Genomic DNA, 460 nt, shown 5'->3' with positions numbered 1-460 from the left:
GTGCGGACTTCTCGCACGCGATCACCTACATCGCCGCGATGGCGCTCGCAGGCAGCCTGTCGTACGGGCTGCTCGTCGGCAAGGTCGAGCGCATCGACGCCTGAGCGCCACAACGGCGGCCCACGCGTGCCGCCGTTCCGCCCTGTCGACCGTCGCCCGCGCGTCGCGTCAGAACCGCATGAACCCGTCGCGCGCAAGGTCGTGCGGATTGCCGGCCACGTAGTCGAGCGCGCACGCGTCGGTATCGATGCCGACGGTCAGCAGCGTTTCCCAGCGCTCGGTGTCGGGCATCGACCGATCCGGGTGGAAACACACCACGGCCGCGTCGCCCGCCGCGCCGCACATCGCCGCCGCGCGTCCGCGCACATCGGCGCCCGTCATCCCCGCCACGACCGCGTTCAGGTGCGCGAAGCGCTCGCGCGTGGGGTCGCCTTCCCACTGGCTTTCCGGCCCGAATAGC

At 71.7% G+C, this 460-nt stretch carries 1 pseudogene; it reads right to left on the bottom strand.

The features are described from left to right. Positions 1-168: 168 nt before the first annotated feature. Positions 169-460 (bottom strand): annotated as a pseudogene (locus ACU8YE_RS25075) (C45 family autoproteolytic acyltransferase/hydolase); the annotation flags it as partial.

Source organism: Ralstonia sp. VS2407, assembly GCF_052950655.1.
This window is presented reverse-complemented; position numbering and strand designations above follow the sequence as displayed.